Raw genomic sequence first — 26,061 nt, 5'->3', positions numbered from 1 at the left:
ATTGAACAACTCGCCCAGGTCGAGCAACTGCTGTTGAAAGGACATAAAAAATCCGATGCCAGAGGTCTGGCATCGGATTCTCGGGGAGCCACGGCAACAGCTCAAATGCTTATGTGAACAGCATTACGGGACCAGCCCGGGCTTTTTGTTGCCACATATTATTGCGGCGAGATGTCCAGCGGTTCCGGGACCGGTACCGGTACGGGTTCTGCGCTGTCCACTTCCTTCTGGATCTTCTCCAGCAGGGAGCCCGGCGCTGCCGGTTCCTCGGTCGTGGGTTGCTCTTTCGGCTGTTCCGGTTTGACTTCGGTGGTCGTGGTGGTGCTTTCGCCGCCGAGGATCGCTTCGTCACGGCTCACGCCGGGCATGAAGTCACCGGCCAGGCCGATCAGTTGGTCGTTGTTGTCGAACATCAGGCTGACACGCTCCTGGAGGCGTTGGCCGCCACCGGGCTGGATGCTGTAGAGGTAGTCCCAGCGATTGGCGTGGAAGGTGTCAGTGATCAGCGGGTTGCCCATGATAAACCGCACTTGACGTCGGGTCATTCCAGGCTTCAACTGGTCTATCATGTCCTGCGTTACAACGTTGCCCTGCTGGATGTCGATCTTGTAGACACCGGGAAACGAACAACCGGCGAGTGCGAGCAAGCCTGCGAAGGAGAGGCTGGTCAGCAGGAGCTTGGTGTTTTGCATCGGTGGGAGACTTCCACTATCTTGGCTGGGCATCAAAAGTCCCGATCATACCTGCATTAAGGGAAGCTGCGAAAGCCGCATTCCCCGAGAAAACCGACCATGGTTGAAAACAACGAACTGCGTAAAGCCGGCCTGAAGGTCACCTTGCCTCGGGTCAAGATCCTCCAGATGCTCGACTCCACCGAGCAACGCCACATGAGCGCGGAGGATGTTTACAAGGCCCTGATGGAAGCCGGCGAAGATGTCGGTCTGGCCACTGTCTATCGGGTCCTGACCCAGTTCGAGGCGGCGGGCCTGGTGGTGCGCCACAACTTCGATGGCGGCCACGCCGTGTTCGAGCTGGCTGACAGTGGCCACCACGATCACATGGTGTGTGTCGATTCCGGCGAAGTGATCGAGTTCTTCGATCCGGAGATCGAGAAGCGCCAGAAGGAAATCGTCAAGGAGCGCGGCTACGAGCTGGTTGACCACAACCTGGTGCTCTATATCCGCAAGAGGAAGTAAGCGCATCGCGCACAAGAAAAGGCGACCTGAGGGTCGCCTTTTTCGTTTGCAGCCGGATCAGCCCTGGGCGCTGGTCACCATCTTCCTGGCGTGGGCCAGGGATTCCTCGGTGAGGTCGACGCCGCCCAGCATGCGCGCGATTTCCTCGATTCGCGGTGCTTCCTGCAGCTTGGCCACGGCGGTGCGGGTTTCCTGCGTGCCGCGCTCCTTGTGTACGAAGAGATGGTGATGACCCTGCGCGGCCACCTGCGGCAGGTGGGTGACGGTGAGTACCTGGCCGCGCTGGCCGAGGCGGCGCAGCAACTGGCCGACCACTTCGGCGGTGGGGCCGCCGATACCCACGTCCACTTCGTCGAATACCAGCGTGGGTACCCGTGAGGTCTGCGCGGTGATGACCTGGATGGCGAGGCTGATGCGGGACAATTCACCGCCCGAAGCGACCTTGGCCAGTGCCTTGAGTGGCTGACCCGGGTTGGCGCTGACCAGGAATTCGACCTGTTCCAGGCCATGCTGCTGCGGTTCGTCCGCCTGGCTGGTGTGCAACTGGATGCTGAATCGCCCGCCAGGCATGCCCAGTCGCTGCATTTCGGTTTCCACCGAGCTGGCCAGGCGGTCGGAGGCTTCGCCGCGCAGCCTGCTCAGTTCGGCGGCTTTCTCCCGGTAGTGGCGCTCGTAGGCGGCCAGTTCCTCGGTCAGGTGTTCGACGGCTTCGTCATCGGCGTTGAGGGCTTCCAGTTCATCCAGCAGGCGCTGCTGCAGTTCCGCCAGCTCGTTAGGTTGCACCCGGTGTTTGCGCGCGAGGGTGTAGATGGTATCGAGGCGCTCCTCGAGTGCCTGCTGGCGTTCGGGGTCGGCGTCGAAGTGGTCGAGGAAGCGGTTCAGCTCGCCCATGGCTTCTTCGACCTGGATCTGCGCGCTGGAGAGCAGGTTGACCGCTTCGGCCAGGGCGGCGGGCTGGGTATGGAAGGCGGTCAGACGGTTGAGGCTGGAGGTGAGGGCGCTGAGCACGTTGCCAGCATCGCTCTCGCTGCAGAAGTCGATCACCTGGCGGCAGGCGGCCAGCAGGCTTTCGGCGTTGGCCAGGTTCTTGTGTTCCTGTTCGAGCTGCTCCAGCTCGTTCTCGCCGAGGGCCAGGTTCTCCAGTTCGTCCAGCTGGTAGCTGAGCAACTGGTGGCGGGCGCGCTGCTCGTCGCCGGTGCGGGAGAGGCGTTCCAGCTCCTGGCGGGTTTGCCGCCAGCGCTGTGCCGCGAGCTGGACTTGGCGGGCGAGTTCGCTGGCACCGGCGAATTCGTCCAGCAGGCGACGATGGGTGTCTGCCTTGAGCAGGGATTGGTGCTCGTGCTGGCTGTGGATATCGATCAGCAGCTCGCCCAGGGTCTTGAGGTCGCCCTGGGGGCAGGGGCTGCCATTTATATAGGCGCGCGACCGGCCTTCGGCGGTGATGACGCGGCGCAGGATGCAGGGCCCGTCGTTGTCCAGGTCGCGCTCGGCCAGCCAGGCGCGAGCTTCGGGGATGTCGCTGATGTCGAAGCTGGCGAGAATGTCGGCCTTGTCGGCGCCGGGGCGCACCACGCCGCTGTCGGCGCGATCGCCCAGGGTGAGGCCGAGGGCGTCGAGCATGATCGACTTGCCGGCTCCGGTTTCGCCGGTGATCACGGACATTCCACCCTCGAGCTCCAGGTCCAGGTGCTCGACGATGGCGTAGTTATGGATCGAAAGGTGTACCAGCATGGTGCGACTCCCGCGCTGAGATGGCTGGGTATTTATACAGTGTTTGTTTTCTGGCTGACAATCGCCCCTCCCCCTTGAAGCGACAAATTGCGACCCCATATAGGCGGACATATCCGCGGGTCTTTGCCCGCAGCTGTCTTTATGAGGAGGAAGGCATGGCCGACGAACAGACTCTGGACACCCAGACCCCCGAAGCGAATTCCGCTGCCGAAATCGCATCCGGTGAAGATCTCGCCGCTCGCGTACAGGTACTGGAGGAGCAACTGGCTGCGGCCCAGGATCAGTCGCTGCGCGTTGCCGCCGAGCTGCAGAACATCCGCCGTCGGGCCGAGCAGGACGTGGAGAAGGCGCACAAGTTCGCCCTCGAGAAGTTCGCCAGCGACCTGCTGCCGGTGGTCGACAGCCTGGAGCGCGGCCTGGAGATGTCCAGCGCCACCGACGAGGCGATCAAACCGGTGCGCGAGGGCATGGAGCTGACCCTCAAGCTGTTCCACGACACCCTCAAGCGTTACCAGCTGGAAGCTGTCGATCCGCACGGCGCACCCTTCAATCCCGAGCACCATCAGGCCATGGCCATGGAAGAAAGCTCCAGTGTCGAGCCGGGCAGCGTGCTGAAGGTGTTCCAGAAGGGCTACCTGCTCAACGGCCGTCTGCTGCGCCCGGCCATGGTGGTGGTCAGCAAGGCGCCGAGCGCCACTGCGCCGTCGATTGACGAGCAGGCTTGAAATTCGGCCTCGGGCCCCCATCTGATAGTTCAAGCGTTTATGTGCTGCCGTGGCCCGTGAAGCGAGGTCGCGGAGAATCCAAAGTTTCGGGAGAGAAAATATGGGCAAAATCATCGGTATCGACCTGGGGACCACCAACTCCTGCGTGGCCATCCTGGAGAACGGCAACGTCAAGGTGATCGAGAACGCCGAAGGCGCTCGCACCACGCCGTCCATCATCGCCTACACCAACGACGGTGAGACCCTGGTCGGCCAGTCCGCCAAGCGTCAGGCGGTCACCAACCCTCAGAACACCCTGTACGCCGTGAAGCGCCTGATCGGTCGCCGCTTTGAAGAAGACGTCGTGCAGAAAGACATCAAGATGGTTCCCTACAAGATCGCCAAGGCCGACAACGGTGACGCCTGGGTGGAAGTGAAGGGCCAGAAGATGGCACCGCCGCAGATTTCCGCGGAAGTGCTGAAGAAGATGAAGAAGACCGCCGAAGATTATCTCGGCGAGCCTGTGACCGAAGCGGTGATCACCGTTCCGGCCTACTTCAACGACAGTCAGCGCCAGGCCACCAAGGATGCCGGCCGTATTGCCGGTCTGGACGTCAAGCGCATCATCAACGAGCCGACTGCGGCTGCGCTGGCCTATGGCATGGACAAAGCCAAGGGCGACCACACCGTCATCGTCTATGACCTGGGCGGCGGTACCTTCGACGTGTCGGTGATCGAGATCGCCGAAGTCGACGGCGAGCACCAGTTCGAAGTACTGGCCACCAACGGTGACACCTTCCTGGGTGGTGAAGACTTCGACCTGCGCCTGATCGACTACCTCGTCGACGAGTTCAAGAAAGAATCCGGCATGGACCTCAAGGGCGACCCGCTGGCCATGCAGCGCCTGAAGGAAGCCGCCGAGAAGGCCAAGATCGAGCTGTCCTCCAGCCAGCAGACCGACGTCAACCTGCCGTACATCACCGCAGACCAGACCGGTCCGAAGCACCTGAACGTGAAGATTTCCCGTGCCAAGCTGGAAGCGCTGGTCGAGGATCTGGTGGCGCGTACCATCGAGCCATGCCGCATCGCCCTGAAAGATGCCGGCCTCGACGTATCTGACATCCAGGAAGTGATCCTGGTTGGTGGTCAGACCCGTATGCCGCTGGTGCAGAAGCAGGTTGCCGACTTCTTCGGCAAGGAGCCGCGCAAGGACGTCAACCCGGACGAAGCCGTCGCCATCGGTGCCGCCATCCAGGGCGCTGTGCTGGCCGGTGACGTGAAGGACGTACTGCTGCTCGACGTGACCCCGCTGACCCTGGGCATCGAGACCCTGGGTGGCGTGATGACCGCGCTGATTGAGAAGAACACTACCATCCCGACCAAGAAGTCGCAGGTGTTCTCCACCGCCGACGACAACCAGTCCGCCGTGACCATCCACGTGCTGCAGGGCGAGCGCAAGCAGGCTGGCCAGAACAAGTCCCTGGGCAAGTTCGACCTGGCCGAGATCCCGCCGGCGCCGCGTGGCGTACCGCAGATCGAAGTGACCTTCGACATCGATGCTAACGGTATCCTGCACGTGTCCGCCAAGGACAAGGCCACCGGCAAGCAGCAGTCCATCGTGATCAAGGCCAACTCCGGCCTGTCCGAGGAAGAGATCCAGCAAATGGTGCGTGACGCCGAGGCCAACGCCGAGGAAGACCGCAAGTTCGAAGAGCTGGCGGCTGCCCGTAACCAGGGGGACGCGCTGGTCCACGCTACTCGCAAGATGATTAGCGAGGCTGGCGACAAGGCCACTGCCGAGGAAAAGGCTGCCATCGAGAAAGTGCTGGGCGAGCTGGAAGTGGCTGTGAAGGGCGACGACAAGGCCGAGATCGAGGTCAAGATGAATGCCCTGTCCCAGGCTTCCGCTCCTCTGGCGCAGAAGATGTACGCCGAGCAGGCTCAGGCTGGCGAACAGCCGCAGGCCTCCAATGCGGACAAGGCGAGCGACGATGCGGTCGACGCCGAGTTCGAAGAGGTCAAGGAAAACAAGTAAGTGTCACGCTTGCTTCCGTCCCGGCGTGCGGGGCTAAAGACCCGGTACGCCTGATTCGCCACGCGGGAGCTTGCTCCCGCGTTGGCGTGTCTGGGGCTGGTGAATTCGAGAGTGCAGGAAACTATGGCTAAACGTGACTTTTACGAAGTCCTCGGTGTCGAGCGCGGCGCCAGCGAGGCAGAGCTGAAAAAGGCTTATCGCCGGCTGGCGATGAAGCACCACCCGGACCGCAATCCGGGGGACAAGGAGGCCGAAGAGAAATTCAAGGAGGCCAACGAGGCCTACGAGATCCTGTCCGACGCCAGCAAGCGCGCGGCGTACGACCAGTACGGCCATGTCGGCGTCGATCCGCAGATGGGCGCGGGGGCTGGCGCCGGCTTCGGTGGCGCCAGCTTCTCCGACATCTTCGGCGACGTGTTCAGCGATTTCTTCGGTGGTCAGCGTGGCGGCCAGCGCGGCGGTCCGCAGCGCGGCAGTGACCTGCGCTACACCCTTGAGTTGGACCTCGAAGAGGCCGTGCGCGGCACGACCGTGACCATCCGCGTGCCGACCCTGGTCAACTGCAAGAGCTGCGATGGCTCGGGCGCCAAGAAGGGCACCAGCCCGGTCACCTGTACCACCTGTGGCGGTATCGGCCAGGTGCGCATGCAGCAGGGGTTCTTCTCGGTGCAGCAGACCTGCCCACGCTGCCACGGCAGCGGCAAGATGATCAACGACCCGTGCGGCAGCTGCCATGGCCAGGGTCGTGTGGAAGAGCACAAGACCCTGTCGGTGAAGGTGCCGGCTGGCGTCGATACCGGCGATCGCATCCGCCTGTCCGGCGAAGGCGAGGCCGGGGCCCTGGGCGGTCCTTCCGGCGACCTCTACGTTGTGGTCAATGTGCGCGAGCACCCGATCTTCCAGCGCGATGGCAAGCATCTCTATTGCGAGGTGCCGATCAGCTTTGCGGACGCCGCCCTGGGTGGTGAGCTGGAAGTGCCGACCCTGGACGGTCGGGTCAAGCTGAAGATTCCGGAAGCGACCCAGACCGGTAAGCTCTTCCGCCTGCGCGGCAAGGGCGTGGCTCCGGTACGTGGCGGTGGTGCGGGTGACCTGATGTGCCGCGTGGTGGTGGAGACCCCGGTCAACCTGGACAAGCGCCAGCGCGAGCTGCTCGACGAGTTCCGCAAGACGCTGCTGGACGATGGCTCCCATTCGCCCAAAGCCAGCAGCTGGTTCGAGGGCATGAAGCGCTTCTTCGGCGATCTCTAACGACGAGCTGGATGCTGCTGCTGGAACTCTGTGCGTTCCGCGGCCGGTATCCAGCTCCAGGCTTCCAGCTTGGAGCTTTTTTATGCGACGTATTGCTGTGATGGGCGCCGCCGGGCGCATGGGCAAGAACCTGATCGAGGCGGTGCAGCAGGCGCAGGGTGCCGGCCTGACCGCTGCCATCGATCGTCCGGACAGTACCCTGGTTGGCGCTGATGCCGGCGAGCTGGCGGCGCTGGGCCGTATTGGTGTGCCGCTGTCGGGTGATCTGGCGAAGGTGGTGGACGAATTCGACGTGCTGATCGACTTCACCCATCCCTCGGTGACCCTGAAGAATCTGGAGGTCTGTCGCCAGGCCGGCAAGGCCATGGTGATCGGCACCACCGGGTTCTCTGCCGAGGAGAAGGCTTTGCTGGCGGCTGCCGCCAAGGAGATCCCGATCGTTTTCGCGGCCAACTTCAGCGTCGGCGTGAACCTCTGCCTCAAGCTGCTGGATACCGCCGCCCGCGTGCTGGGCGACGAGGTGGACATCGAGATCATCGAAGCCCACCACCGTCACAAGGTGGACGCGCCGTCCGGTACCGCGCTGCGCATGGGAGAGGTGGTGGCTGACGCGTTGGGTCGTGATCTGTCCAAGGTTGCTGTCTACGGCCGCGAAGGTCAGACCGGCGCCCGCGCCCGCGAAACCATCGGCTTCGCCACTGTGCGTGCCGGCGACGTGGTGGGTGATCACACCGTGCTGTTCGCCGCCGAAGGCGAGCGCGTGGAAATCACTCACAAGGCGTCCAGCCGCATGACCTTCGCCCGTGGCGCCGTGCGTGCCGCGCTCTGGCTGGATGGCCAGGAAGCGGGTCTGTACGACATGCAGGATGTGCTGGGTCTGCGCTGATGCGTGATCTGGTGCGCATCGGAGCGGCGGCGTTGGAAACGGTGTCGCTGCTCCCAAGTTCACCTGATCGCCGGACTGCCAAATGGAATGTCTTTCCGGTGGACCGAAATGACGCATTCCTGTAAACTGCAGCTTTAGTGTGTCCACTAAAAGTTACGCAGAAATGGCTCAGATAAGAAAGCGGGGTGACGGTAATGACGTCATCCCGCTTTTTTACAACCTGCGTTTGCTTCAGCCTTAGATCTACGGGAGGTCTTCTTGACTAAGCCAGCCATACTCGCGCTTGCCGACGGCAGCATTTTTCGCGGCGAAGCCATTGGGGCCGATGGCCATACCATCGGCGAGGTAGTGTTCAACACTGCCATGACCGGCTATCAGGAAATCCTTACCGATCCTTCCTATGCCCAACAAATCGTTACCCTGACCTATCCGCACATCGGCAACACCGGCACCACGCCGGAAGACGCCGAGTCCAACCGCGTATGGGCCGCCGGCCTGATCATTCGCGACCTGCCGCTGCTGGCCAGCAACTGGCGTAACAAGCAGTCGCTGCCGGATTACCTGAAAGAGCACGGCACCGTCGCTATCGCCGGTATCGACACCCGCCGCCTGACCCGCATCCTGCGTGAAAAGGGGTCCCAGAACGGCTGCATCCTGGCCGGCGACGACGCCACCGAGGAAAAAGCCCTCGAGCTGGCCCGCAGCTTCCCGGGCCTGAAGGGCATGGACCTGGCCAAGGTCGTGTCCGCCACCGAGAAGTACGAGTGGCGCTCCAGCGTGTGGAACCTGGAAACCGACAGTCATCCGGAAGTCGCTGCCGCCGCTCTGCCCTACCACGTGGTCGCTTATGACTTCGGCGTCAAGCTGAACATCCTGCGCATGCTGGTCGCGCGCGGCTGCCGCCTGACCGTGGTGCCGGCGCAGACTCCGGCCAGCGAAGTGCTCGCCCTGAATCCGGACGGCATCTTCCTCTCCAACGGCCCTGGCGACCCCGAGCCTTGCGACTACGCCATCCAGGCGATTCGCGAGTTCCTCGACACCGAGATTCCGGTATTCGGCATCTGCCTCGGTCACCAGCTGCTGGCCCTGGCCTCCGGTGCCAAGACCGTGAAGATGGGCCATGGCCACCACGGCGCCAACCACCCGGTGCAGGACCTGGATTCCGGCGTGGTGATGATCACCAGCCAGAACCATGGCTTCGCCGTGGACGAGTCGACCCTGCCGGCCAACCTGCGTGCGACCCACAAGTCGCTGTTCGACGGCACCCTGCAGGGCATCGAGCGGACCGACAAGGTGGCCTTCAGCTTCCAGGGGCACCCGGAAGCCAGCCCTGGTCCGCACGACGTGGCTCCGCTGTTCGACCGCTTCATCGCGGCGATGGCCGAACGCCGCTGAGACCACGGGAAGGGCTTGCGAAGATGATGCCGACCCTCGGGATCACCGACCTCTGGACCTACGTCCTGGGTACGCTGTTCATCGTCCTGCTGCCGGGGCCGAACTCGCTGTTCGTGCTCGCCACCGCCGCCCAGCGCGGCGTGGGCGCCGGCTACCGGGCGGCCAGCGCGGTGTTCCTCGGCGATGCGATCCTGATGCTGCTGTCGGCATTGGGCATCGCCTCGCTGCTCAAGGCCGAACCCATGCTGTTCCTCGGCCTGAAGTACGTCGGCGCCGCCTACCTGTTTTACCTGGGTGTCGGCATGCTCCGGGGTGGTTGGCAGAAGTTGCGCCAACCGGTCGAGCAGGCTGTCCCGGCACGGGACCTGGACGTCAACCAGCCGTTCCGCAAGGCGCTGCTGCTGAGCCTGTCCAATCCCAAGGCGATCCTTTTCTTCGTGTCCTTCTTCATCCAGTTCGTCGACCCGGGATACGCCTACCCCGGCCTGTCGTTCCTGGTTCTGGGCACGATCCTCGAAGTCATCAGCGCCCTTTACCTGAGTTTCCTGATTTTTTCCGGTGTGCGCCTGGCGGCCTGGTTCCGCCAGCGGCAACGGCTGGCTGCCGGCGCTTCCAGTGGCGTCGGCGCCCTGTTCGTCGGCTTTGGCGTGAAGCTGGCCACCGCAACCCTGTCCTGATTATTGCAACGAGAGTCCCATGCCCAAGCGTACAGACATCAAGAGCATCCTGATCCTCGGTGCCGGCCCCATCGTCATCGGCCAGGCCTGCGAGTTCGACTACTCCGGCGCCCAGGCTTGCAAAGCCCTGAAGGAAGAAGGCTTCCGCGTCATCCTGGTGAACTCCAACCCGGCCACCATCATGACCGACCCGGCCATGGCCGACGCCACCTACATCGAGCCGATCAAGTGGGCGACCGTCGCCAAGATCATCGAGAAGGAACGCCCTGACGCCCTGCTGCCCACCATGGGCGGCCAGACCGCGCTGAACTGCGCCCTCGACCTGGAGCGCCACGGCGTGCTGGAGAAGTTCGGCGTGGAAATGATCGGCGCCAACGCCGACACCATCGACAAGGCCGAAGACCGCTCGCGCTTCGACAAGGCCATGAAGGCCATCGGCCTGGAATGCCCGCGCTCCGGCATCGCCCACAGCATGGAAGAGGCCTACGGCGTCCTGGAAAAGGTCGGCTTCCCCTGCATCATCCGTCCGTCCTTCACCATGGGCGGCACCGGTGGCGGCATCGCCTACAACCGTGAAGAGTTCGAAGAAATCTGCGCCCGCGGCCTGGACCTGTCGCCGACCAACGAGCTGCTGATCGACGAATCCCTGATCGGCTGGAAGGAATACGAGATGGAGGTGGTCCGCGACAAGAAGGACAACTGCATCATCGTCTGCTCCATCGAGAACTTCGACCCGATGGGCGTGCACACCGGCGACTCCATCACCGTCGCTCCGGCCCAGACCCTGACCGACAAGGAATACCAGATCATGCGCAACGCCTCCCTGGCGGTGCTGCGTGAGATCGGCGTGGAAACCGGCGGTTCCAACGTGCAGTTCGGCATCTGCCCGAACACCGGCCGCATGGTCGTGATCGAGATGAATCCGCGTGTATCGCGTTCCTCGGCCCTGGCTTCCAAGGCTACCGGCTTCCCGATCGCCAAGATCGCCGCCAAGCTGGCCGTCGGCTACACCCTCGACGAGCTGCAGAACGACATCACCGGCGGCCGCACCCCGGCCTCCTTCGAACCGGCCATCGACTACGTGGTGACCAAGGTTCCGCGCTTCGCCTTCGAGAAGTTCCCGAAAGCCGACGCCCGCCTGACCACCCAGATGAAATCCGTGGGCGAAGTGATGGCCATCGGCCGCACCTTCCAGGAGTCGGTGCAGAAAGCCCTGCGCGGACTGGAAGTGGGCGTTGCCGGCTTCGATCCCAAGCTGGACCTGAACGATCCGGAAGCCGAGGGCATCCTCAAGCGCGAACTGACCGTTCCGGGCGCCGAGCGTATCTGGTACGTGGCGGATGCCTTCCGTGCCGGCAAGAGCATCGAGGAAGTCTTCGAGCTGACCCGCATCGACGAGTGGTTCCTGGTACAGATCGAGGACCTCATCAAGGATGAGGAGAAGGTCAAGACCCTCGGCCTGTCCGGCATCGACGCCGACCTGATGCGCAAGCTCAAGCGCAAGGGCTTCTCCGATGCCCGCCTGGCCAAGCTGCTCGGCGTTACCGAGAAGAACCTGCGCAGCCACCGCCACAAGCTGAAGGTCCTGCCGGTCTTCAAGCGCGTGGACACCTGCGCCGCCGAATTCGCCACCGACACCGCCTACATGTACTCGACCTACGAGCAGGAGTGCGAGGCCAACCCGTCGTCCCGCGAGAAGATCATGATCCTCGGCGGCGGCCCCAACCGTATCGGCCAGGGCATCGAGTTCGACTACTGCTGCGTACACGCCGCTCTGGCCATGCGTGAAGACGGCTACGAGACCATCATGGTCAACTGCAACCCGGAAACCGTCTCCACCGACTACGACACGTCCGACCGCCTGTACTTCGAACCGGTGACCCTGGAGGACGTGCTGGAAATCGTCCGTGTCGAGCAGCCCAAGGGCGTCATCGTGCAATACGGCGGCCAGACTCCGCTGAAACTCTGCCGCGCCCTGGAAGAGGCCGGCGTACCGATCATCGGCACCAGCCCGGACGCCATCGACCGCGCCGAAGACCGCGAGCGCTTCCAGCAGATGGTCCAGCGCCTGAACCTGCGCCAGCCGGCCAACGCCACCGCGCGCAGCGAGGATGAAGCCCTGGCCTTGTCGAAGAGCATCGGCTACCCGATGGTGGTGCGCCCGTCCTACGTACTGGGCGGCCGCGCGATGGAAATCGTCTACCAGGAAGAAGAGCTCAAGCGTTACATGCGCGAGGCCGTGAAGGTGTCCAACGACAGCCCGGTGCTGCTGGACCGCTTCCTGAACTGCGCCATCGAAGTGGACATCGATGCGGTGTGCGACGGCGAAATCGTCGTGATCGGCGCGATCATGCAGCACATCGAACAGGCTGGCGTGCACTCCGGTGACTCCGCCTGCTCGCTGCCGCCGTACTCGCTGCCGCAGCACATCCAGGACGAGATCCGTGACCAGGTCAAGAAAATGGCCCTGGAGCTCGGTGTGGTCGGCCTGATGAACGTCCAGATGGCCGTGCAGGGCGAAGACATCTACGTGATCGAGGTGAACCCGCGCGCGTCCCGTACCGTGCCGTTCGTCTCCAAGTGCATCGGCGAGTCGCTGGCCAAGGTCGCAGCCCGAGTGATGGCTGGCAAGAGCCTCAAGGAAATCGGCTTCACCGAGGAAATCATCCCGCCGTTCTTCAGCGTCAAGGAAGCCGTGTTCCCGTTCGCCAAGTTCCCGGGCGTCGACCCGATCCTCGGCCCGGAAATGAAGTCCACCGGCGAAGTGATGGGCGTCGGTGACACCTTCGGTGAAGCCTTCTCCAAGGCCCAGATGGGTGCCAGCGAGATCCTGCCGAACTCCGGCACCGTGTTCATCAGCGTCCGTGAAGACGACAAGCCGATGGTCGCCCAGGTTGCCCGCGACCTGATCGAGCTGGGCTTCGAAGTGGTCGCCACTTCCGGCACCGCCCGGGTGATCGAGGCGGCCGGCCTGCCGGTGCGTCGCGTGAACAAGGTGACGGAAGGCCGTCCCCATGTCGTTGACATGATCAAGAACGATGAGGTTACCCTCATCATCAACACCACTGAGGGGCGTCAGTCCATCGCTGACTCCTACTCGATCCGTCGAAACGCCCTGCAGCACAAGATCTACTGCACCACTACTATCGCAGCTGGTCAGGCGATCTGTGAGGCGCTCAAGTTCGGTCCCGAGAAGACCGTGCGCCGCTTGCAGGATCTCCATGCAGGAATCAAGGCATGACTAAATTTCCGATGACCGTCCAGGGCGCCCGCGCCCTGGAAGACGAACTGAAAGCCCTCAAGGCCGAGCGCCCGAAGATCAGTCAGGCCATCGCTGAAGCGCGAGAGCTGGGAGATTTGAAGGAAAACGCCGAATACCATGCGGCCCGTGAGCAGCAGGGGCTGGCCGAGGCGCGAATCCGCGATATCGAGGCCAAGCTGTCCAATGCCCACATCATCGATGTCACCTCCATCCCGCACAGCGGCAAGGTGATCTTCGGCGTGACCGTGGATATCGCCAACGTCGAGACCGACGAGTCCGTGACCTACCAGATCGTGGGTGACGACGAGGCCGATATCAAGCGAGGCAAGCTGTCGGTCAGCTCTCCCATCGCCCGTGCCCTGGTGGGCAAGGAAGAAGGCGACGTGGTGACCGTCAAGACTCCGAGCGGTATCGTCGAGTACGAGATTGTCGAAGTCCGCCACGTCTAAGCGGTCACCCTTCCGGGCTGGCGCCATCGCCTGGCAGCTGGCCCAGACCTTTTGGGTTGGCGGCCTCTGGCTGCTGCACTTCGTCATGCTGCCGGCGCTGGACCGCATAGGTCTGGCGCCGCTGCTGGTGGAAGAGGTGGCTTCCAGCCTCCGGCCGTTGATGGTTGCCTTTGCCGGTTTCTGTGCGCTGCTCCAGGCCCTGCTGCTGATCCAGCATGCGGGGCTTGTGCGTCTCTGGCGTGATGCGCGCGCACAGCTGCTGGTCGCTGCGATCGGCCTGGTGGCGGTGTTCCTGCTGGTTCGCTTCTGGATGCCGGAGGCGTTGTACTGGCTGAACTTCAGCTATCTGTTACTGGCCTTCTGTGGCCTGCTGCTGGTTGTCCAGCCCTTGCCGGCGAAGCTGGCGGAGGGCCGGGCGCGCTGAGGGCGCGCCTTTGGCGGGAGGCTCAGAGACCGCTGAAGCGGCTGATGTTGGAGAGATTGCGGTTCGGCTTCGGATTGCGGCGATAGACCAGGGCCATCTTGCCGATGACCTGGACCAGCTCGCAGTTACCGGCAGCGCAGAGCTCGTCGATCAGGGCGCGGCGATCATCACGCTCGATGATGCGGAACTGGACCTTGATCAGTTCGTGATCGTTCAGCGCGCGATCAAGCTCGGCCAGAACGCCTTCGGTAAGGCCGTTTTCGGCCACCGTCAATACCGGTTTCAGGTGATGACCGATAGATTTGTATTGCTTCTTGTGCTCCTGTGAGAGCGCCATAATCAGACCCCTGCGAAAAAAGGCTGCTAGTTTACCCGAGTGATTCCGGGGCGCACAGCCGAACACGAGGTATCCCGTGGCCCGTTCCAAGAGTAGCCAGCGTTGGCTGCAAAGACATATCGACGACCCGTACGTCAAGCAGGCGCAGAAGGACGGTTATCGTTCCCGCGCCAGCTACAAGTTGCTCGAAATCCAGGAAAAGGACCGCATCCTGCGGCCCGGCATGACCGTCGTCGACCTCGGCGCGGCGCCAGGCGGCTGGTCCCAAGTGACCAGCCGGGTGATCGGTGATCGCGGCCGTCTGATCGCGTCCGACATTCTGGAAATGGATAGCATTCCTGATGTGACGTTCATTCAGGGTGACTTCACCGATGATGAGGTCTTCGCGCGCATCCTCGAGGCGATCGGTGACAACCCGGTAGACCTTGTGATTTCCGATATGGCCCCCAATATGAGTGGCGTAAGAGCCGCCGACCAGCCGCGCTCGATGTATCTCTGTGAACTGGCGCTGGACCTGGCGGGTCGAACTCTGCGCCCGGGTGGCGATTTTCTGATCAAGATATTCCAGGGCGAAGGCTTCGACGTCTACCACAAGCAAGTGCGCGGGATGTTCGACAAGGTGCAGATGCGCAAACCGCTTTCGTCGCGTGACAGCTCCCGGGAGCAATACCTGCTCGCGCGCGGCTTCCGTGGGGAATAGACTGCTACGGGGACCTGACTCACCGGTCCCCTTCTGCAGGGCTGGATGCTGCAGCGAGGCCGCCAGGTCTCATAAAGGGTTACAGACGGCGCCTGCCAGGGGCAGGGGTTGTGTAGTAAGTTAGGCCGGTTAACCACCAGCCGTCATGCGGGGTGCGCTCCAGGAAGGGGCCCGTTCCAGAGGGTAGCTAATTGAACGACATGGCAAAAAATCTGATCCTGTGGCTGATCATCGCCGCTGTGCTTGTCACGGTGATGAACAATTTCTCCAGCCCGAGCGAACCGCAGACCCTTAACTACTCGGAATTCATCGAGCAGGTTAAAGAAGGCAAGGTCGAGCGCGTGACCGTTGATGGCTTCGTCATCACCGGCAAGCGTAATGATGGCGAGTCCTTCAAGACCATTCGTCCGGCGATTCAGGACGGCGGCCTGATCGGCGACCTGATCGACAACAACGTGATCATCGAAGGCAAGCAGCCGGAGCAGCAGAGTATCTGGACCCAGTTGCTGGTAGCGAGCTTCCCGATCCTGGTGATCATCGCTGTCTTCATGTTCTTCATGCGTCAGATGCAGGGCGGCGGCGGTGGCCGCGGCGGCCCGATGAGCTTCGGCAAGAGCAAGGCGCGCCTGTTGTCGGAAGACCAGGTCAAGACCACTTTCGCCGACGTCGCCGGCTGCGACGAGGCCAAGGAAGAGGTCAGCGAGCTGGTGGAATTCCTCCGCGATCCGGGCAAGTTCCAGCGCCTGGGTGGCCGTATTCCGCGCGGCGTGCTGATGGTCGGCCCGCCCGGTACCGGCAAGACCCTCCTGGCCAAGGCCATTGCCGGTGAAGCCAAGGTGCCGTTCTTCACCATCTCCGGTTCCGACTTCGTCGAAATGTTCGTTGGTGTGGGTGCGTCCCGCGTCCGCGACATGTTCGATCAGGCCAAGAAGCACGCTCCCTGCATCATCTTCATCGACGAGATCGATGCCGTTGGTCGCCATCGTGGTGCGGGCCTGGGTGGTGGTCACGACGAGCGCGAGCAGACCCTCAACCAGTTGCTGGTGGAGATGGACGGCTTCGAAATGAACGACGGCATCATCGTGATTGCCGCTACCAACCGTCCTGACGTACTGGACCCGGCCCTGCTGCGTCCGGGCCGATTCGACCGCCAGGTGGTGGTCGGTCTGCCGGATATTCGTGGCCGCGAGCAGATTCTCAAGGTGCACATGCGCAAGGTGCCGATGGGCGATGATGTCGATCCAGCCGTGATCGCTCGTGGTACCCCGGGTTTCTCCGGCGCCGACCTGGCCAACCTGGTCAACGAGGCCTCCCTGTTCGCCGCGCGCGTCAACAAGCGCCTGGTGGAAATGAAGGAGTTCGAACTGGCCAAGGACAAGATCATGATGGGCGCCGAGCGCAAATCCATGGTCATGTCCGAGAAGGAGAAGCTCAACACCGCTTACCACGAGGCGGGGCACGCCATCGTAGGTCGTCTGGTGCCCGAGCATGACCCGGTCTACAAGGTGTCGATCATTCCGCGCGGCCGTGCCTTGGGTGTGACCATGTTCCTTCCCGAGGAAGACCGCTACAGCCTGTCCAAGCGCGCGCTGGTGAGCCAGATCTGCTCGCTGTTCGGCGGCCGTATCGCTGAAGAGATGACCCTGGGCTTCGACGGTGTCACCACCGGCGCCTCCAATGACATCATGCGCGCCACCCAGATCGCCCGGAACATGGTGACCAAGTGGGGCCTGTCCGAGAAACTTGGCCCGCTGATGTATGCGGAAGAGGAGGGCGAAGTGTTCCTCGGTCGCAGCGCGGGCGCCCAGCATGCCAACGTGTCCGGCGAAACCGCCAAGCTGATCGACCAGGAAGTCCGCCGTATCATCGACGAGTGCTATGCCACCGCGAAAAGACTGCTGACGGAGAATCGCGACAAGCTCGACATGATGGCCGAGGCCCTGATGAAGTATGAAACCATCGACTCCGAGCAGATCGATGACATCATGTCTGGCCGTGCGGCGCGTGAGCCCAAGGACTGGCAGGGCGGTTCCGGCACCTCCGGTACTCCGGCACCGCGTGAAGAAGCCAAACGACCCGAAACCCCCATCGGCGGACCCGCTGGTGAACACTAAGGGCCGTAGATGAAGTCAGTGCAGTACCCGACCCGGTTGCCTTGCGGCAACCGGGTTCTTGATTTGGCCCAGCCTCATGTCATGGGCATCCTCAACGTCACCCCTGATTCCTTCTCCGATGGCGGCTGCTTCAATGCACGCGACGCGGCATTGCGCCATGCCGCCGAGATGGTGGCCGCTGGCGCGACCCTGATCGACGTCGGTGGCGAATCGACCCGGCCGGGCGCCCGTCCGGTATCTCCGACCGAAGAGCTCGAACGCGTCGCTCCGGTGGTCGAGGCCATCGCCCGTGAGCTGGATGTGGTGATTTCCCTGGATACATCCACGCCTGCCGTGATGCGCGAAGGTGCGCGCCTGGGCGCCGGGATGATCAACGATGTGCGCGCGCTGCGTCGTGATGGGGCCCTGGATGCCGCGGCCGATACCGGCCTGGCAGTGTGCCTGATGCACATGCTCGGTGAGCCGGGCAATATGCAGCAGGACCCGCGCTACCAGGACGTCGTGCGTGAAGTCGGGGAGTTTCTCTCCGAACGCACGCAGGCCTGTCTGGCGGCCGGGATTGCGGAAGATCGTGTCGTGCTCGATCCGGGCTTCGGCTTTGCCAAGACCCTGGCGCACAACCTCAGCCTGTTCAAGCATATGGAAGCGCTGCACCAGTTGGGGCGCCCCCTGTTGGTCGGCGTTTCACGAAAAAGCATGATTGGCCAGGCGTTGGGACGGGAAGTCCATCAACGCCTGTCCGGCAGTCTCGCCCTGGCAGCCCTCGCGGTGGCCAAGGGGGCCTGCATCCTGCGCGTACACGATGTCGCGGAAACCGTGGACGCGGTACGCATGATCGCTGCGGTGCAAGCAGCGGAATAAAGAACACGGAGCACCCCATGAGCAGAAAGTATTTTGGCACCGACGGTATTCGCGGGCGGGTCGGGCAGTTCCCGATTACTCCGGATTTCATGCTCAAGCTCGGCTGGGCCGCCGGCATGGCGTTCCGCAAGCAGGGCAAGAGCCGCATCCTGATCGGCAAGGACACCCGTATCTCCGGATACATGTTCGAGTCCGCCCTCGAAGCCGGCCTTCTGGCTGCCGGTGCCGACGTGATGCTGCTCGGCCCCATGCCGACCCCGGCCATCGCCTACCTCACCCGTACATTCCTTGCCGATGCCGGCATTGTCATCAGCGCTTCGCACAACCCGCACCATGACAACGGCATCAAGTTCTTCTCCGGCAAGGGCACCAAGCTCTCGGATGAAGTGGAGCTGATGATCGAAGAGCTGCTTGACCAGCCGATGACCGTGGTGGAGTCGGAGCAGCTGGGCAAGGTAACCCGCATCAACGATGCTGCGGGCCGTTACATCGAGTTCTGCAAGAGCACCACTCCCATCAGTACCGACTTTGCCGGTCTCAAGCTGGTAATCGACTGCGCCCATGGCGCCACCTACAAGGTCGCTCCCAGTGTGTTTCGTGAGCTGGGCGCCCAGGTGCATGTGCTGGCGAGCCAGCCCAATGGTCTCAACATCAACGATGATTGCGGTTCGACACATATGGCCATGCTGCAGGCTGCAGTGGTCGAACAGCATGCCGACATCGGTATCGCATTCGACGGCGACGGTGACCGTGTGCTGATGGTCGATCACACCGGCACCGTGGTCGATGGCGACGAGCTGATCTATCTGATTGCTCGTGATCTGCATGGCCGCGGCAAGCTGCAGGGTGGGGTAGTCGGTACCCTGATGAGCAATCTCGGCATGGAGCTGGCGCTGAAGGACCTCGGCATTCCGTTCATTCGTGCAAAGGTCGGTGACCGCTATGTGATGAGCGAGCTTCAGTCCAACGGTTGGATCCTGGGTGGCGAAAATTCCGGCCATATCGTTTGCAGTCACTTCACTACCACCGGCGATGCCATCATCTCCGCCCTGCAGGTATTGCTCTCACTGCAACGCAGTGGTCAGTCGCTGGCAGAAGCACGTCAGGGCATGCGCAAATGCCCGCAGGTCCTGATCAACGTGCGCTTTGCCGGCAACGGTGTAGACCCGGTCAAGCATCCGGCGGTTCAGGATGCATGCGCTCGTGTCACTGACCAGATGGCCGGCCGCGGTCGCGTCCTGCTGCGCAAGTCCGGCACCGAGCCGCTTGTGCGAGTGATGGTCGAAGGCGACGATGAGAAGCTGGTGCGCGGTTATGCCGAAGAGCTGGCGAATGTCGTGACTGAGGTATGTGCTTGATTTCTCTTGCTAGTTGGAAATCTCTTGGGTAATATCTGCGCCCACTTTGATCGACGAGATAAAGCATGCGCCGACCTCTGGTAGCCGGTAACTGGAAAATGCACGGTACCCGCGCCAGCGTTGCAGAGCTGATCAAAGGCTTGCGCCAATTGGCGTTGCCTGCTGGCGTCGAGGTTGCGGTGATGCCGTCCTGTCTGTACATCAATCAGGTCATTCAAGGTCTGGACGGCAAGTCGATTGTCGTAGGTGCGCAGAATTGTGCGGTGGAGCCGGTGCAGGGAGCCCTCACCGGAGAGATCGCGGCAAGCCAGTTGGCAGACGCAGGTTGCAACCTGGTTCTGGTTGGTCATTCGGAGCGTCGCCTGATTCTAGGCGAAAGCGACGAAGTCGTGAGTCGCAAGTTCGCTGCTGCTCAATCCTGTGGTCTGGTTCCGGTGCTTTGTGTCGGAGAGACCCGGGAGCAGCGCGAAGCCGGCAAGACGCTTGAGGTTGTTGGGCGTCAGCTGGGTAGCGTGATCGAAGAGCTTGGTGTGGGCGCGTTTGCGCGAGCGGTAATCGCCTATGAGCCGGTTTGGGCGATAGGTACGGGGCTTACGGCCTCGCCGCAGCAGGCGCAAGAGGTCCATGCAGCGATTCGCTCGCAGCTGTCGGCGGAGAACGCCGAAGTTGCTCGCGGTGTACGGATTCTGTATGGCGGCAGTGTGAAGGCGGCCAGTGCGGCCGATCTGTTCGGTATGCCGGATATCGATGGGGGGCTTGTTGGTGGTGCCTCCCTGAATGCGGATGAGTTCGGTGCGATCTGTCGCGCCGCAGGAAGCTGACGAGATGCTGGAAACTGTCGTTATTGTGGTGCACTTGCTGGTCGCTCTGGGCGTTGTAGGTCTGGTGCTGGTTCAGCAGGGCAAGGGTGCAGATGCTGGTGCCTCGTTTGGTGCTGGTGCTTCGGCAACCGTTTTCGGAAGCCAAGGTTCTGCTACCTTTTTGAGTCGCTTTACTGCTATACTCGCCGCGGTTTTTTTCATTACCAGCCTGGGCTTAGCGTTCTTCGCTAAGGAAAAGGCTGAGGCGCTGAGCAACGTAGGTCTGCCGGATCCGGCAGCTCTCGAAGTTCAACCCGCCAAGCCGGCAGCTGACGATGTGCCGGTGCTTGAGGAGCAGAAGCCAGCTACCCAGTCGGGTGATGTGCCTCAGGCTCCGGAGCAGAAGTAAGGCAAGTTTTGCCGAGGTGGTGGAATTGGTAGACACGCTACCTTGAGGTGGTAGTGGCCATAGGCTGTAGGGGTTCGAGTCCCCTCCTCGGTACCATATAAAGAGAGGCCCGCAGAGATGCGGGCTTTCTTCTTCGCGGGATGTTCGGTTGACCATGCAAGGTGCTGGCCGTATAATCTCGCACCAGCTTTGACGCGGGGTGGAGCAGTCTGGTAGCTCGTCGGGCTCATAACCCGAAGGTCGTTGGTTCAAATCCAGCCCCCGCAACCAGTAGTCGCGAAGCCCCTTTTTAGGGGCTTTTTGCTAGCTGGACAGTTGGCCTCCGATCAATGATCAGGTGGTTTGAAGGGATGGGCGTTTCGCCCATTTTTTATTTGCACAGCATGCGAGAGGCGATCAGGTGTCGAGCAAGCTAGAACAGTTGCAGGCCTTGTTGGCCCCGGTAGTCGAAGCGCTCGGTTATCAGTGCTGGGGCATCGAGTTTCTGTCCCAAGGGCGGCATTCGCTGCTGCGGATCTACATCGATCACGAAAACGGCATCCTGATTGACGACTGCGAGAAAGTCAGCCGTCAGATCAGCGGTGTGCTCGATGTCGAGGACCCGATCAGCAGCGAATACACCCTCGAAGTATCGTCGCCAGGCATGGATCGTCCGCTGTTCACCCTTGAACAGTTCGCGGCCCACGCCGGTGAGCTGGTCAAGATCAAGCTGCGTTCGCCCTTCGAGGGACGACGCAATTTCCAGGGGCTTCTCCGCGGGGTGGAGGAGCAGGACGTGGTGGTTCTCATCGAAGACCGCGAGTTCCTCCTGCCGATCGAACTGATCGACAAGGCCAACATCATTCCCCGTTTTGACTGAGACGCGGATCCCGCGGATCCAATGGATTGCGAAAGGCGAGGCGTACGATGAGCAAAGAAGTACTGCTGGTTGTTGAGTCGGTATCCAACGAAAAAGGTGTACCGGCCGGCGTGATTTTCGAGGCGCTGGAGCTGGCGCTGGCCACTGCTACCAAGAAGCGTTACGAGGACGAGGTCGACCTGCGTGTGTCGATCAATCGTCAAAGCGGTAATTACGACACCTTCCGTCGCTGGACTGTTGTCGAGGAAGCTGATTTCGAGGATCCGGCTATCCAGCTGACCCTGGATCAGGCCCAGGAACGCGATGAGAAAGCCAAGATCGGCGACATCATCGAAGAGAAGATCGAGTCCATCGAGTTCGGCCGCATTGCAGCCCAGACCGCCAAGCAGGTCATCGTGCAGAAAGTGCGCGAAGCCGAGCGTGCGCAGGTTGTCGAGGCCTACCGCGAGAAGCTGGGCGACATCATCTCCGGCACTGTGAAGAAGGTCACCCGCGATAACGTGATCGTCGACCTCGGCAACAATGCCGAAGCACTGCTGGCCCGCGAGGACATCATTCCGCGCGAGACTTTCCGCGTCGGCGCCCGCGTGCGTGCCCTGCTGAAGGAAATCCGCACCGAGAACCGTGGCCCGCAGCTGATCTTGTCGCGCACCGCGCCGCAGATGCTGATCGAACTGTTCCGCATCGAAGTGCCGGAAATCGCCGAAGAGCTGATCGAAGTGATGGCCGCCTCCCGTGACCCGGGTTCCCGCGCCAAGATCGCAGTGCGCTCCAAGGACAAGCGTATCGACCCGCAGGGCGCCTGCATCGGCATGCGCGGTTCCCGCGTCCAGGCCGTATCCGGCGAACTGGGCGGCGAGCGCGTCGATATCGTCCTGTGGGACGACAACCCGGCGCAGTTCGTGATCAACGCCATGGCTCCGGCCGAAGTGGTGGCGATCATCGTCGACGAAGATGCCCATGCAATGGACATCGCCGTTGCCGAAGACAACCTGGCCCAGGCCATTGGTCGTGGCGGCCAGAACGTGCGCCTGGCCAGCCAGCTTACCGGCTGGACCCTGAACGTGATGACCGAAGCGGACATCCAGGCCAAGCAGCAAGCCGAAACCGGCGACATCCTGCGTGCCTTCGTCGAAGAACTGGAAGTGGACGAAGAGCTGGCTCAGGTACTGGTGGAGGAAGGTTTCACCAGCCTGGAAGAAATCGCCTACGTACCCATGGAAGAAATGCTCAGCATCGACGGCTTCGACGAGGACATCGTCAACGAGCTGCGTGCGCGTGCGAAGGACCGCCTGCTGACCAAGGCCATCGCGACCGAAGAGAAGCTGGCGGATGCCCAGCCTGCCGAGGACCTGCTTTCCCTGGAAGGCATGGACAAGGATCTGGCTGTTGAACTCGCCGTACGTGGCGTTATTAACCGCGAAGACCTGGCCGAGCAGTCGATTGACGACCTGCTCGACATCGACGGCATGGACGAAGAGCGTGCCGGCAAGCTGATCATGGCCGCCCGAGCCCACTGGTTCGAGTAAGTATCGCGGCCTGAGGAGAGAAGTGCATGACGCAAGTCACGGTGAAAGAACTGGCCCAGGTGGTCGACACACCGGTGGAGCGCCTGCTGCTGCAGATGCGCGAGGCGGGATTGCCGCACACCAGCGCCGAGCAGGTTGTGACCGACAATGAGAAGCAGGCCCTGCTGGCCCATCTCAAGAGCAGCCACGGCGAGCGCCTGGAAGAGCCACGCAAGATTACCCTGCAGCGCAAGACCACTACTACGTTGAGAGTTGCAGGCAGCAAGACCATCAACGTCGAAGTGCGCAAGAAGAAGACCTACGTCAAGCGCAGCCCTGACGAGATCGAAGCTGAACGCCAGCGCGAACTCGAAGAGCAGCGCGCCGCGGAGGAAGCCGCTCGCCTGAAGGCCGAGGAAGAAGCCCGTCAGCGCGCCGAAGAGGCCGCTCGTCGTGAAGCTGAAGCTCGTGCCAAGGAAGCTGCCCAGGCCGCCTCGGTCAATGCCGCTCCGGCTGTCGAGCCTGCCGCTGCCGCTCCTGTTGCTGCCGCAGCCACCGCCGCGCCGGCTGCTGGTGCCGCCGCTGCTGGCGCCGAGCGCAAGAAAGAGGAAGTGCGTCGCCCTGAGCGCGCTCGCGACGAAGACGATCGCCGCGACCGTAAACATGCGCAGCACCGTCCTTCGCTCAAGGAAAAAGAAAAGGCTCCGGCCCCCCGCGTTGCTCCGCGCAGCACCGAAGAGGAAAGCGATTCCTTCGGTCGTCGTGGTGGACGTGGCGGCAAGTCCAAGCTGAAGAAACGTAACCAGCACGGGTTCCAGAGCCCGACAGGACCTATCGTGCGTGAAGTCAGCATTGGCGAGACCATCACCGTGGCCGAACTGGCCGCCCAGATGGCCGTCAAGGGTGCAGAAGTCGTCAAGTTCATGTTCAAGATGGGGACTCCGGTGACCATCAATCAGGTGCTCGATCGCGAGACCGCCCAACTGATCGCCGAAGAATTCGGCCACAAGGTCAAGCTGGTCAACGAGAACGCCCTGGAAGAGCAACTGGCCGAATCCCTGAAGTTCGAAGGCGAGGCCCTGACCCGTGCGCCGGTGGTGACCGTGATGGGTCACGTCGACCACGGCAAGACCTCTCTGCTCGACTACATCCGCCGTACCAAGGTGGCCAGCGGTGAAGCGGGTGGGATCACCCAGCACATCGGTGCCTACCACGTGGAAACCGATCGCGGCATGGTGACCTTCCTGGACACCCCCGGCCACGCAGCGTTTACCGCCATGCGTGCCCGTGGTGCCAAGGCCACTGACATCGTCATCCTGGTGGTGGCGGCCGATGACGGCGTGATGCCGCAGACCGTGGAAGCCGTGCAGCACGCGAAAGCGGCTGGCGTTCCGATCGTGGTCGCGGTCAACAAGATGGACAAGCCCGAAGCCAACCCGGACAACATCAAGAACGGCCTGGCCGCTCTGGAAGTGATCCCGGAAGAGTGGGGCGGCGATACTCAGTTCGTACCTGTGTCGGCCAAGGTCGGTACCGGCGTCGACGAACTGCTCGAAGCCGTACTGCTGCAGGCTGAAGTTCTGGAACTTACCGCCACCCCGTCGGCCCCCGGCCGTGGTGTCGTGGTCGAGTCCCGTCTGGACAAGGGCCGCGGCCCGGTCGCTACCGTGCTGGTTCAGGACGGTACCCTGCGTCAGGGCGACATGGTCCTCTGCGGCGTCAACTATGGCCGCGTCCGCGCCATGCTCGACGAGAACGGCAAGCCGGTGAAAGAAGCCGGCCCGTCCATCCCGGTCGAAATCCTCGGTCTGGACGGTACGCCGGACGCCGGTGATGACCTGACCGTGGTTGCCGACGAGAAGAAGGCCCGCGAAGTCGCCCTGTTCCGCCAGGGCAAGTTCCGCGAAGTCAAACTGGCTCGCCAGCAGTCCTCCAAGCTCGAGAACATCTTCGAGAGCATGGGCCAGGACGAGAAGAAGACCCTCAACATCGTACTCAAGTCCGATGTGCGTGGTTCTCTCGAGGCGCTGCAGGGTGCCCTGGCCGAGATCGGCAACGAAGAAGTCCAGGTGCGTGTTGTGGGTGGCGGCGTAGGTGGTATCACCGAGAGCGACGCCAACCTGGCGCTGGCGTCCAACGCTGTGCTGTTCGGCTTCAACGTGCGTGCCGATGCCGGCGCGCGCAAGATCGTCGAGCAAGAAGGTCTGGACCTGCGCTACTACAACATCATCTACGACATCATCGAAGACGTTAAGAAAGCACTGTCCGGCATGCTGGGCAGCGAAGTCCGGGAGAACATCCTGGGTATCGCCGAGGTGCGCGACGTGTTCCGTTCGCCGAAGTTCGGCGCGATCGCCGGCTGCATGGTTACCGAGGGTCTGGTACACCGCAACCGTCCGATCCGCGTACTGCGCGACGATGTGGTGATCTTCGAAGGCGAACTGGAATCCCTGCGCCGCTTCAAGGACGACGTGTCCGAGGTGCGTGCCGGCATGGAGTGCGGTATCGGCGTGAAGAGCTACAACGACGTCAAGGTCGGCGACAAGATCGAAGTCTTCGAGAAGGTCCAGGTGGCGCGTACGTTGTAATCGGCTCCAGGCTACAGGCGGCAGGCCTCAGGCAGCGGATGGTACGCTGCTCGGGCTTGCCGTTTGTTTTTGTGTTTAGTGTTTTCAGCCTGCGGCTTGAAGCCTGCAGCCTGTAGCGAGTTTCGATATGGCCAAAGACTACAGCCGTACCCAACGCATCGGCGACCAGATGCAGCGCGAACTGGCGCTGCTCATCCAGCGAGAGATCAAGGACCCGCGTCTGGGGCTGGTGACCATCACCGCGGTGGAGGTGAGCCGCGACCTGTCCCACGCCAAGGTGTTCATCACCGTCATGGGCCAGGACGACAATGCGGAGAAGATCGAGTTGAACCTCGACATCCTGCAGGACGCAGCCGGTTTCCTGCGCATGCAGCTGGGCAAGGCCATGAAGCTGCGCAGCGTGCCGCAACTGCATTTCCACTACGACGCCAGCATCCGTCGCGGTGCGGAGCTGTCGGCGCTGATCGAGCGTGCCGTGGCGGAAGACCGCAAGCACCAGGGCAGCGGCGAGGAGTGA

23 protein-coding genes and 2 tRNA genes are annotated in these 26,061 nt (G+C 62.4%); 22 read left to right on the top strand and 3 right to left on the bottom strand.

The genetic code is table 11. The annotated features are described in order from the left end of the window. Positions 1–158: 158 nt before the first annotated feature. Complete coding sequence (locus ACFW0B_RS19415; RefSeq protein WP_449150623.1) at positions 159–692, bottom strand: outer membrane protein assembly factor BamE; 534 nt, start codon at positions 690–692, stop codon at positions 159–161. Between the two features lie 99 nt (positions 693–791). Between ACFW0B_RS19415 and fur the strand changes: the two genes are divergently transcribed. Further along, complete coding sequence (gene fur / locus ACFW0B_RS19410) at positions 792–1,196, top strand: ferric iron uptake transcriptional regulator (RefSeq protein WP_449150622.1); 405 nt, start codon at positions 792–794, stop codon at positions 1,194–1,196. 57 nt (positions 1,197–1,253) lie between these two features. Here fur and recN read toward each other — a convergent pair whose 3' ends face one another. Beyond that, the gene (recN, locus tag ACFW0B_RS19405) at positions 1,254–2,927 is read right to left on the bottom strand and encodes a DNA repair protein RecN (RefSeq protein ID WP_449150621.1); all 1,674 of its coding nucleotides are present in this window, start codon (positions 2,925–2,927) and stop codon (positions 1,254–1,256) included. Positions 2,928–3,082: 155 nt separating this feature from the next. Between recN and grpE the strand changes: the two genes are divergently transcribed. The 9 genes from grpE to ACFW0B_RS19360 all read left to right on the top strand — a co-directional run bounded on the left by grpE (position 3,083) and on the right by ACFW0B_RS19360 (position 14,010). Continuing rightward, positions 3,083–3,652 (top strand): nucleotide exchange factor GrpE, encoded by a 570-nt coding sequence (gene grpE / locus ACFW0B_RS19400; RefSeq protein WP_449150620.1) that lies wholly within the window; start codon positions 3,083–3,085, stop codon positions 3,650–3,652. Between the two features lie 100 nt (positions 3,653–3,752). After that, positions 3,753–5,666: a molecular chaperone DnaK gene (gene dnaK / locus ACFW0B_RS19395; protein WP_449150619.1), complete on the top strand. Its 1,914-nt coding sequence runs from the start codon at positions 3,753–3,755 to the stop codon at positions 5,664–5,666. A gap of 123 nt (positions 5,667–5,789) precedes the next feature. Further along, positions 5,790–6,917 (top strand): molecular chaperone DnaJ, encoded by a 1,128-nt coding sequence (gene dnaJ / locus ACFW0B_RS19390; RefSeq protein WP_449150618.1) that lies wholly within the window; start codon positions 5,790–5,792, stop codon positions 6,915–6,917. Positions 6,918–6,999: 82 nt separating this feature from the next. Further along, on the top strand, positions 7,000–7,803 hold the full coding sequence (dapB, locus tag ACFW0B_RS19385; protein ID WP_449150617.1) for a 4-hydroxy-tetrahydrodipicolinate reductase: 804 nt from the start codon (positions 7,000–7,002) through the stop codon (positions 7,801–7,803). A 258-nt stretch (positions 7,804–8,061) separates the two neighbouring features. Beyond that, positions 8,062–9,198 (top strand): glutamine-hydrolyzing carbamoyl-phosphate synthase small subunit, encoded by a 1,137-nt coding sequence (gene carA / locus ACFW0B_RS19380; RefSeq protein ID WP_449150616.1) that lies wholly within the window; start codon positions 8,062–8,064, stop codon positions 9,196–9,198. Positions 9,199–9,224: 26 nt separating this feature from the next. Next, complete coding sequence (gene leuE, locus ACFW0B_RS19375; RefSeq protein ID WP_449150626.1) at positions 9,225–9,875, top strand: leucine efflux protein LeuE; 651 nt, start codon at positions 9,225–9,227, stop codon at positions 9,873–9,875. A gap of 19 nt (positions 9,876–9,894) precedes the next feature. Beyond that, entirely contained in the window at positions 9,895–13,116 is a 3,222-nt protein-coding gene (carB, locus tag ACFW0B_RS19370) for a carbamoyl-phosphate synthase large subunit (protein WP_449150615.1), read from the top strand. Continuing rightward, on the top strand, positions 13,113–13,586 hold the full coding sequence (gene greA / locus ACFW0B_RS19365) for a transcription elongation factor GreA (protein ID WP_449150614.1): 474 nt from the start codon (positions 13,113–13,115) through the stop codon (positions 13,584–13,586). The genes carB and greA overlap by 4 nt, the downstream gene beginning before the upstream one ends. Next, complete coding sequence (locus tag ACFW0B_RS19360) at positions 13,564–14,010, top strand: DUF4149 domain-containing protein (RefSeq protein WP_449150613.1); 447 nt, start codon at positions 13,564–13,566, stop codon at positions 14,008–14,010. The genes greA and ACFW0B_RS19360 overlap by 23 nt, the downstream gene beginning before the upstream one ends. A 22-nt stretch (positions 14,011–14,032) precedes the next feature. Here ACFW0B_RS19360 and ACFW0B_RS19355 read toward each other — a convergent pair whose 3' ends face one another. Further along, positions 14,033–14,347, bottom strand: a complete 315-nt coding sequence (locus ACFW0B_RS19355; protein WP_151137019.1) for a YhbY family RNA-binding protein — start codon at positions 14,345–14,347, stop codon at positions 14,033–14,035. 76 nt (positions 14,348–14,423) lie between these two features. Here ACFW0B_RS19355 and rlmE point away from each other — a divergent pair, with 76 nt between their 5' ends. From rlmE to rbfA, 12 genes are all read left to right on the top strand, one after another. Next, entirely contained in the window at positions 14,424–15,047 is a 624-nt protein-coding gene (rlmE, locus tag ACFW0B_RS19350; protein WP_449150612.1) for a 23S rRNA (uridine(2552)-2'-O)-methyltransferase RlmE, read from the top strand. 200 nt (positions 15,048–15,247) lie between these two features. Continuing rightward, complete coding sequence (gene ftsH, locus ACFW0B_RS19345; protein WP_449150611.1) at positions 15,248–17,161, top strand: ATP-dependent zinc metalloprotease FtsH; 1,914 nt, start codon at positions 15,248–15,250, stop codon at positions 17,159–17,161. Positions 17,162–17,170: 9 nt separating this feature from the next. Continuing rightward, positions 17,171–18,022 (top strand): dihydropteroate synthase, encoded by an 852-nt coding sequence (gene folP / locus ACFW0B_RS19340; protein ID WP_449150610.1) that lies wholly within the window; start codon positions 17,171–17,173, stop codon positions 18,020–18,022. A 17-nt stretch (positions 18,023–18,039) separates the two neighbouring features. Then, positions 18,040–19,380, top strand: a complete 1,341-nt coding sequence (gene glmM, locus ACFW0B_RS19335) for a phosphoglucosamine mutase (protein ID WP_449150609.1) — start codon at positions 18,040–18,042, stop codon at positions 19,378–19,380. A 65-nt stretch (positions 19,381–19,445) separates the two neighbouring features. Next, entirely contained in the window at positions 19,446–20,201 is a 756-nt protein-coding gene (gene tpiA / locus ACFW0B_RS19330; protein ID WP_449150608.1) for a triose-phosphate isomerase, read from the top strand. Between the two features lie 4 nt (positions 20,202–20,205). Further along, positions 20,206–20,589 (top strand): preprotein translocase subunit SecG, encoded by a 384-nt coding sequence (secG, locus tag ACFW0B_RS19325; protein WP_449150607.1) that lies wholly within the window; start codon positions 20,206–20,208, stop codon positions 20,587–20,589. Between the two features lie 10 nt (positions 20,590–20,599). After that, positions 20,600–20,685 (top strand) — tRNA-Leu (locus tag ACFW0B_RS19320). A 97-nt stretch (positions 20,686–20,782) separates the two neighbouring features. Next, positions 20,783–20,859 (top strand) — tRNA-Met (locus ACFW0B_RS19315). Between the two features lie 130 nt (positions 20,860–20,989). Beyond that, on the top strand, positions 20,990–21,448 hold the full coding sequence (gene rimP, locus ACFW0B_RS19310) for a ribosome maturation factor RimP (RefSeq protein ID WP_449150606.1): 459 nt from the start codon (positions 20,990–20,992) through the stop codon (positions 21,446–21,448). A gap of 47 nt (positions 21,449–21,495) precedes the next feature. Continuing rightward, a complete protein-coding gene (nusA, locus tag ACFW0B_RS19305) occupies positions 21,496–22,977 on the top strand; it encodes a transcription termination factor NusA (RefSeq protein WP_449150605.1) in 1,482 nt (493 codons plus the stop codon). Positions 22,978–23,003: 26 nt separating this feature from the next. After that, on the top strand, positions 23,004–25,544 hold the full coding sequence (infB, locus tag ACFW0B_RS19300; protein WP_449150604.1) for a translation initiation factor IF-2: 2,541 nt from the start codon (positions 23,004–23,006) through the stop codon (positions 25,542–25,544). Between the two features lie 127 nt (positions 25,545–25,671). After that, the gene (rbfA, locus tag ACFW0B_RS19295; protein WP_449150603.1) at positions 25,672–26,061 is read left to right on the top strand and encodes a 30S ribosome-binding factor RbfA; all 390 of its coding nucleotides are present in this window, start codon (positions 25,672–25,674) and stop codon (positions 26,059–26,061) included.

Origin of the sequence: Metapseudomonas phytobenefica (genome assembly GCF_043392685.1) — a bacterium.
GTDB lineage: Bacteria > Pseudomonadota > Gammaproteobacteria > Pseudomonadales > Pseudomonadaceae > Metapseudomonas.
The sequence above is the reverse complement of the archived record's forward strand: the minus strand, read 5'-3'. Positions and strand labels throughout refer to the sequence as shown.